7 protein-coding genes are annotated in these 5,421 nt (G+C 32.8%); 1 reads left to right on the forward strand and 6 read right to left on the reverse strand.

What is annotated here, in order from left to right; genetic code table 11:
• Window positions 1–126: 126 nt before the first annotated feature.
• The 5 genes from ADI76_RS06025 to ADI76_RS06045 are packed head-to-tail and all read right to left on the reverse strand — an operon-like array spanning window position 127 to window position 3,617.
• Complete coding sequence (locus tag ADI76_RS06025) at window positions 127–1,260, reverse strand: tyrosine-type recombinase/integrase (RefSeq protein WP_004182166.1); 1,134 nt, start codon at window positions 1,258–1,260, stop codon at window positions 127–129.
• Between the two features lie 3 nt (window positions 1,261–1,263).
• Window positions 1,264–1,458, reverse strand: a complete 195-nt coding sequence (locus tag ADI76_RS06030; RefSeq protein ID WP_000598356.1) for a DUF3173 domain-containing protein — start codon at window positions 1,456–1,458, stop codon at window positions 1,264–1,266.
• Window positions 1,459–1,517: 59 nt separating this feature from the next.
• Window positions 1,518–1,904, reverse strand: a complete 387-nt coding sequence (locus ADI76_RS06035; protein WP_001096844.1) for a hypothetical protein — start codon at window positions 1,902–1,904, stop codon at window positions 1,518–1,520.
• A 2-nt stretch (window positions 1,905–1,906) separates the two neighbouring features.
• Window positions 1,907–3,103 carry a replication initiation factor domain-containing protein gene (locus tag ADI76_RS06040; protein WP_004182182.1) on the reverse strand — a complete coding sequence of 399 codons (1,197 nt, stop codon included), beginning with the start codon at window positions 3,101–3,103 and terminating at the stop codon, window positions 1,907–1,909.
• 40 nt (window positions 3,104–3,143) lie between these two features.
• On the reverse strand, window positions 3,144–3,617 hold the full coding sequence (locus tag ADI76_RS06045; RefSeq protein WP_000182279.1) for a hypothetical protein: 474 nt from the start codon (window positions 3,615–3,617) through the stop codon (window positions 3,144–3,146).
• A gap of 319 nt (window positions 3,618–3,936) precedes the next feature.
• On the opposite strand from ADI76_RS06045, the gene ADI76_RS06050 reads away from it, so the two are divergent.
• On the forward strand, window positions 3,937–4,383 hold the full coding sequence (locus ADI76_RS06050; protein WP_000287814.1) for a helix-turn-helix transcriptional regulator: 447 nt from the start codon (window positions 3,937–3,939) through the stop codon (window positions 4,381–4,383).
• 163 nt (window positions 4,384–4,546) lie between these two features.
• Here ADI76_RS06050 and ADI76_RS06055 read toward each other — a convergent pair whose 3' ends face one another.
• On the reverse strand, window positions 4,547–4,873 hold the full coding sequence (locus ADI76_RS06055) for a DMT family transporter (protein ID WP_009732038.1): 327 nt from the start codon (window positions 4,871–4,873) through the stop codon (window positions 4,547–4,549).
• Window positions 4,874–5,421: the final 548 nt, after the last annotated feature.

A 5,421-nucleotide genomic window follows, 5' to 3' on the forward strand; every position in this document is an offset into this window, starting at 1 on the left:
ACTCAAAATCCAGTGTCCGCAAGGACGTGCCGGTTCGACCCCGGCCGCCGGTATAGTAAAAAAGACAAGGTTTTCGGACCTTGTCTTTTTTTCTCTGTTTTAGTTGAGTTACCAATTTTTTCCATTTTAAAATAAATCATCAAGTTTATTAGCCAATGTTTTCTGTTTGCTAGGGTACAAATGAGAATAAGTATCAATTGTTGTTGTAATAGATGCGTGTCCTAATCTTTCTTTGACAACAAGATAATCTTCTCCTTGATTTATAAGTAATGATGCATGAGAGTGTCTTAAATCATGAATTCTTATTTTCTTTAAATCTTTATCCCTTTCTAGTATTTGCTTAAACTTCTTATCAATCATATTTTTTGTAATTGATATTGGTGTACTCTGTATTATTTGAAGTTCTTCAGTATTTTTCGTAAATTCCTCAAGTTTTTCTTTTTGTTTTACTTTCCAATCTATTAGCATTTCTGCTAATTTCTGATTTATTGTTATATTTCTAGTTCCTGATCGTGTTTTTGTTGTATTAATGTAGCTTGTATTATTAACAAAGTATACCGTTTTGGTAACGTAAATCGTATTTGTTAAAAGATTTATATCATTCCAGTTCAATGCGAGGATTTCTCCCATTCTCATTCCAGTAAAGAAAGCAATTACGAAAAACAGGTCATAACTTATTTCATCATCTCGAATAAGTCCTCTAAATCTCGTGAATTCTTCTATACTCCAAAATTTAATATCAGGCTTCCTAATTGGTAATTTTCTCAGATTCTTAACTGGATTTTTATCAATGAGTGATTTTCTTATACCAGTATCAAAAATTTTTTTAAGTAGAATCAGAACCTTATTAATTGTATTATAGCTTAAAACTTCATTTTCATTTTGTTTTTTAGGTTTTGTTTTTAGGTATTCACGAAATTCGAATATATGGTCATACGTTAATTTATTTAAATTTGTATTTTTAAAATATGGCTTAATATGACGCTCATAATTATTTCTTTGTGTACTTGTGTAGCTTACTTTTCTGCCATTTTTCAAATCATCTTCTTCAAGTAAGTCGAATAACATATCCGTTGTTACTACAAAGTCAAATTGTTTTTCTTTTAATTCTACAACTCTAATATGTTGTTCAAGTTCTAGGGCTTCCTTTTTAGATTTTAATCCTTTACGAATAATACGTATTCTTTTTTGTGTGACTGGGTGGAAACCGTTAGAAACATCAACAGTCCATTTACCACTTTTAGTTTTACGAATAGTCATTCATTATGCTTCTTTCTGGAGTTCAATTCCTAGTAGTTCTTCAGCGACACTGGCTGGAATTGTACCAATCCGTTTGTTATCGTAGATATTAAAACCACGATTCACTAATAGTAATTTGCCAGTATGGATAATCTTTCTTGCAGTTCCTGGAGCAAATCCAAGTTCGATAAGGTCATCTTTTGTTACAGTTTTAATCATGTGCTCTCCTTTTCTAATTAGATTAAGTACGGGGAGGATTAACTCCCCTTGTCTTATACTTATTTTTGTTTTACATCTACTAAATGGATAGCATCCGCCTTGTAATACATCGTTGAACTAATCATAGTAGCTTGTAAATTGTCAAATGTAACTGGTACTTGATCCATTGCTTGGATATAGTCATTATCGACTAAAGCTTCTGGATTGTCTACTGAGACTTGGGTTGATTTCTTTTTGAATTGTCCATCCTTGATCGTTACATTGTATTTCCAACCAATGATTTTATCGGTATTAAAACGTCTTTCGCTACCATCTCGGTTTTTGATAATTTCTCCGTTTGCATCTGCTCGGACTTCCGTTTCAAATTTTGGAATGACTTCATCCAATTCAAATTTTGTTCCAATGTTATTGAAATTCCAGTCATTTTGTGAGAGCATTTTTGCCATATTTAATTTCTCCTTTTGATATTTTCTTTGATTGTAGGGATTAAATCTTCTCTTTTAAAGAGAATTGCCCTTTCTATTAATCCACTTGCTAAATCTGGTGGATATTCCATATTGTTGAGTGCGAGATAGTTAGATTTCTCATACTCATGCAGTAAGTTATTGTCGTATAGAAATTTATACGCTTTTAGAATAGCTCCAGAACCTTTATAGGTAAACCATTCTAATTTTTGTTCTAGTTCTGTCTTTGGTTTTGAAATAATGATAGAGACAGGTTTTGAGTGACCTAAAAACTTTTCCCAAGATCTCAAAGGTTTTGAGAAGTGACTATCACTATAGAACCTCACTTTTTCTTTGAGGTATCCCTTGGTAAAGTTAAGAAGATCTATTTCTGAATGCAACCATTCTTGAATGAAGTAGTGAGCTTTTGCTTTCCTAAGTTCTAACTCAGTTCTTATCCAATTTTCTATATACCGCTTGCTGATCCCGAGCTTTTCAGCTTGTTCTAAGCGCTTATCGTAAATTCTAAGTCTTTCATCATCATTGGGTTTTCTTAAATATAAGGTCTGACCGATCGTTTCATCTCCGTAGGTATTGTAGTAGGTGCTTTTTCCATATAGAAAGCGTTTCTTCTGACAAATCTTTAGAAGTTGATTAGGAGTGAAATAGGGTGTTTCATTAAAATCATCTATTGCAATATCAATTCGTCTTACTGAAAAATGAATGTAATTGTAGTAGAGGTTGTTCAGAAACTGTCTTTCGGAGAGACTATTTGGATCTAATACCATATCTCTATAGAACTCTAGTGCCTGTCCTGACATGACAAGCATGTAGGACGACTCTTTCGATCCATAGTAGATACGGATATTCCCATAATGAAGCTGGCTATCATAGTTATAGTATTTAAGGCTCCCCTTATTCTCAATAAATAGGTCAAAGTCAAGAAATAGGATATCTTCGATTATTTCTTTTGGCGAAAATTCAGTCTTATCAAACTGAATTTGAATCCAGTCAAATACAGAACGTAAATGCTCATTTTTTGCCATAGATTTTGATTCAACTTTTTGCCTAATTTTGCCACCCTTAAAATCTCCAAAACCCTTGGTAATACTGAATTTTTTCGATGGTACACCTAACTTGCAGAGGGTGGTGTTACTACACACCCTATCGGTCAAAAATGGTCCGTCCGCATCTACGCTCATTTTCGGCTTTCTGCCTCATGGCTCAGCCGAAAACTCGCTATTAGCCGAACCTATTTTTTGACCTCTTGTTAACAAACCCTAGTAAGCCGGTTTGCATCGACTCTTCAATATCTTGGATTTTCTTTTTTAGGTTGGAATTCTCAATTTTTATCAGTCGCATTTCTCGCTTAAATTCCTGTTTTAAGGCGCTCAGTTCATCGTAGAGCTCATCTATTACTTGGTTTAGGGATTCATGTTCATTGTCTGCTAGACTCCCAAATACGGCTTGTATAGCCTCTTTTAGACCTATTTCAAGTTTTAGTTTAGCTAACTTTTGAAATTGTCTAAGGTCTTCGTCTGTAAAATCATAGGCAACTGTATAACTTAATTGATGAGTTCTGGGATTTCTACTGATAGGAACTTTAATTTTCTTAAATTCCTTGCCACTTATCTCTTTAATCAGTTGAATCCAATTTTTAAGAGTAGAGGTAGAGTTTAGGCCAGAAATTTGATTGACTAACTCTTTATTGGTCATCTTTTTGTGAAACCTCCGAAATTTTCTTGTGCAACTGAAGAGTTTTCTGTGGTATAATTGTTACATAATATGTTTTGATCTTGGAACGAACGGCACATTTGTTTCAAGATTTTTTATTTTGTCGAATCCTACCTCCTTTATTAAAATTTTTTAAATCGACTACTAGTTACATACGCTTTTACCTCCTTTTATGCTATAATATTCTCAATGGAATATTCAATCTCAAAATAAATATTCCTTATGGAATAATTCTATTTTATACCGTTTAGAATATTTTGTCAAGCTAAAATATACGAATAAGAATATCTATAGGAGAATTATGTATACAGAGGATTATAAATTTTCAGAGAGGTTAAAAACTCTCAGAAAATCAAAAAAGTTAACTCAAGTACAAATATCGGAATTAATTGGAGTTCAACAAGGGACATATTCTCGGTGGGAGAATGGAACGTTAGAACCAGGATTAGAATTCGTTGTGAAATTAGCAAATATCTTTGGGACTACTACAGATTATTTGCTGGGACAAAAACCTTATTCAATTATCAGTAGTTTACCTCTAGAACAATTAGATCTTACCAATATTGCAAACTTTTCAAAGGATGAGTTTGATATTTTGAAACATTCAATAGCAGTTTCGGTGGCAAGAAATAAAATAAAGGCAACAGAACTAAAAGATAGAGTTATAGAAAAAAATCAGTTGTCAGAAAAAGATGCAGAACTTTTGAATAAGATTTTTGAAGAAGTTAAAACTTATTGGGAAAATTAGGAGGACGCTAGTCTTCAAAATTCCCTCCCAAAATGTGTCCAAAATATTGACAGAATTCTAGCTTTTCATTATAGTTCTTATGGAACTTTTTTTCTACAACAAAATAGGCTCCATAATATCCATAGGGGATTTACCCACTACAAATAGTATAGAGCCGGTTTTATTAATGTCCTGCATTTCCTAATAAGTTAACCATGACAACACCAATGATAATCAAAATTAAACCGATAATGCTATAAACATTTAGTGTTTCTTTGAAAATCATTACTGCGATAGAGGCTGTCAAAACTAAACCGACAGCTGACCATGTTGCATAAGCTATTCCTAAAGGAATTTTTTGCATTGCTAGTGAGAGGAAATAGAAACAAACGCCATAGCTAAGTAGGGCAGAAACGGTTGGAATAGGCTTTGTAAAACCGTCTGATAATTTCAAAAGGTTAGTTCCCAATATCTCTCCTACAATGGCGATAAAAAGATAAAAGTATGACATGTCTTTAACCTCCTATATGTCATGTTTTTGCTCTAAGAGCTATTATAGCTATCCGTTTTTTATAAATCTTGGCACAAGTCATGAGAATTTGTAGTAAAACTGTGGCAGACACTTTTTCAGAACCAATAGCTGATAAGTTTAGTATATCATAAGATAAATTTTAAAAAAAAAGTTTTGTTAGAAAATGAATTATCAAATTCTTGGGCTAAAGAGTTATTTTTGTTAAAATAATAAAAAACACTTACCCTAATTAAAGGAGAAAATAAAATGATTACATTAACTGTTAATCGTACAAGTGTCTTGAATACCTCTGGATGAATATAACCTGTTGGGACATATCGTCTATTCTCTGATGATGCTCTTAGAACGATAAGGTATGGAGTGTTACCAAAAAGTTACTAAAATTTGAAAAATGAGTCTATTTTGCAAGATTCAAAAGGCTTAAAACCCTATTAAATCAGGGTTGTAAGATTTAAATAATGGAGTTATGGAACTCAAAATCCAGTGTCCGCAAGGACGTGCCGGTTCGACCCCGGCCGCCGGTATAG

It is taken from the genome of Streptococcus parasanguinis (assembly GCF_001074805.1).
In the GTDB taxonomy this organism is placed as follows: domain Bacteria; phylum Bacillota; class Bacilli; order Lactobacillales; family Streptococcaceae; genus Streptococcus; species Streptococcus parasanguinis_A.

What these genes read in the sequence shown, in the direction of transcription:
- ADI76_RS06025 (WP_004182166.1), bottom strand. Translation starts at nt 1,260, where the DNA reads ATGACTATTCGTAAAACTAAAAGTGGTAAATGGACTGTTGATGTTTCT.
- ADI76_RS06030 (WP_000598356.1), bottom strand. Translation starts at nt 1,458, where the DNA reads ATGATTAAAACTGTAACAAAAGATGACCTTATCGAACTTGGATTTGCT.
- ADI76_RS06035 (WP_001096844.1), bottom strand. Translation starts at nt 1,904, where the DNA reads ATGGCAAAAATGCTCTCACAAAATGACTGGAATTTCAATAACATTGGA.
- ADI76_RS06040 (WP_004182182.1), bottom strand. Translation starts at nt 3,103, where the DNA reads ATGAGCGTAGATGCGGACGGACCATTTTTGACCGATAGGGTGTGTAGT.
- ADI76_RS06045 (WP_000182279.1), bottom strand. Translation starts at nt 3,617, where the DNA reads ATGACCAATAAAGAGTTAGTCAATCAAATTTCTGGCCTAAACTCTACC.
- ADI76_RS06050 (WP_000287814.1), top strand. Translation starts at nt 3,937, where the DNA reads ATGTATACAGAGGATTATAAATTTTCAGAGAGGTTAAAAACTCTCAGA.
- ADI76_RS06055 (WP_009732038.1), bottom strand. Translation starts at nt 4,873, where the DNA reads ATGTCATACTTTTATCTTTTTATCGCCATTGTAGGAGAGATATTGGGA.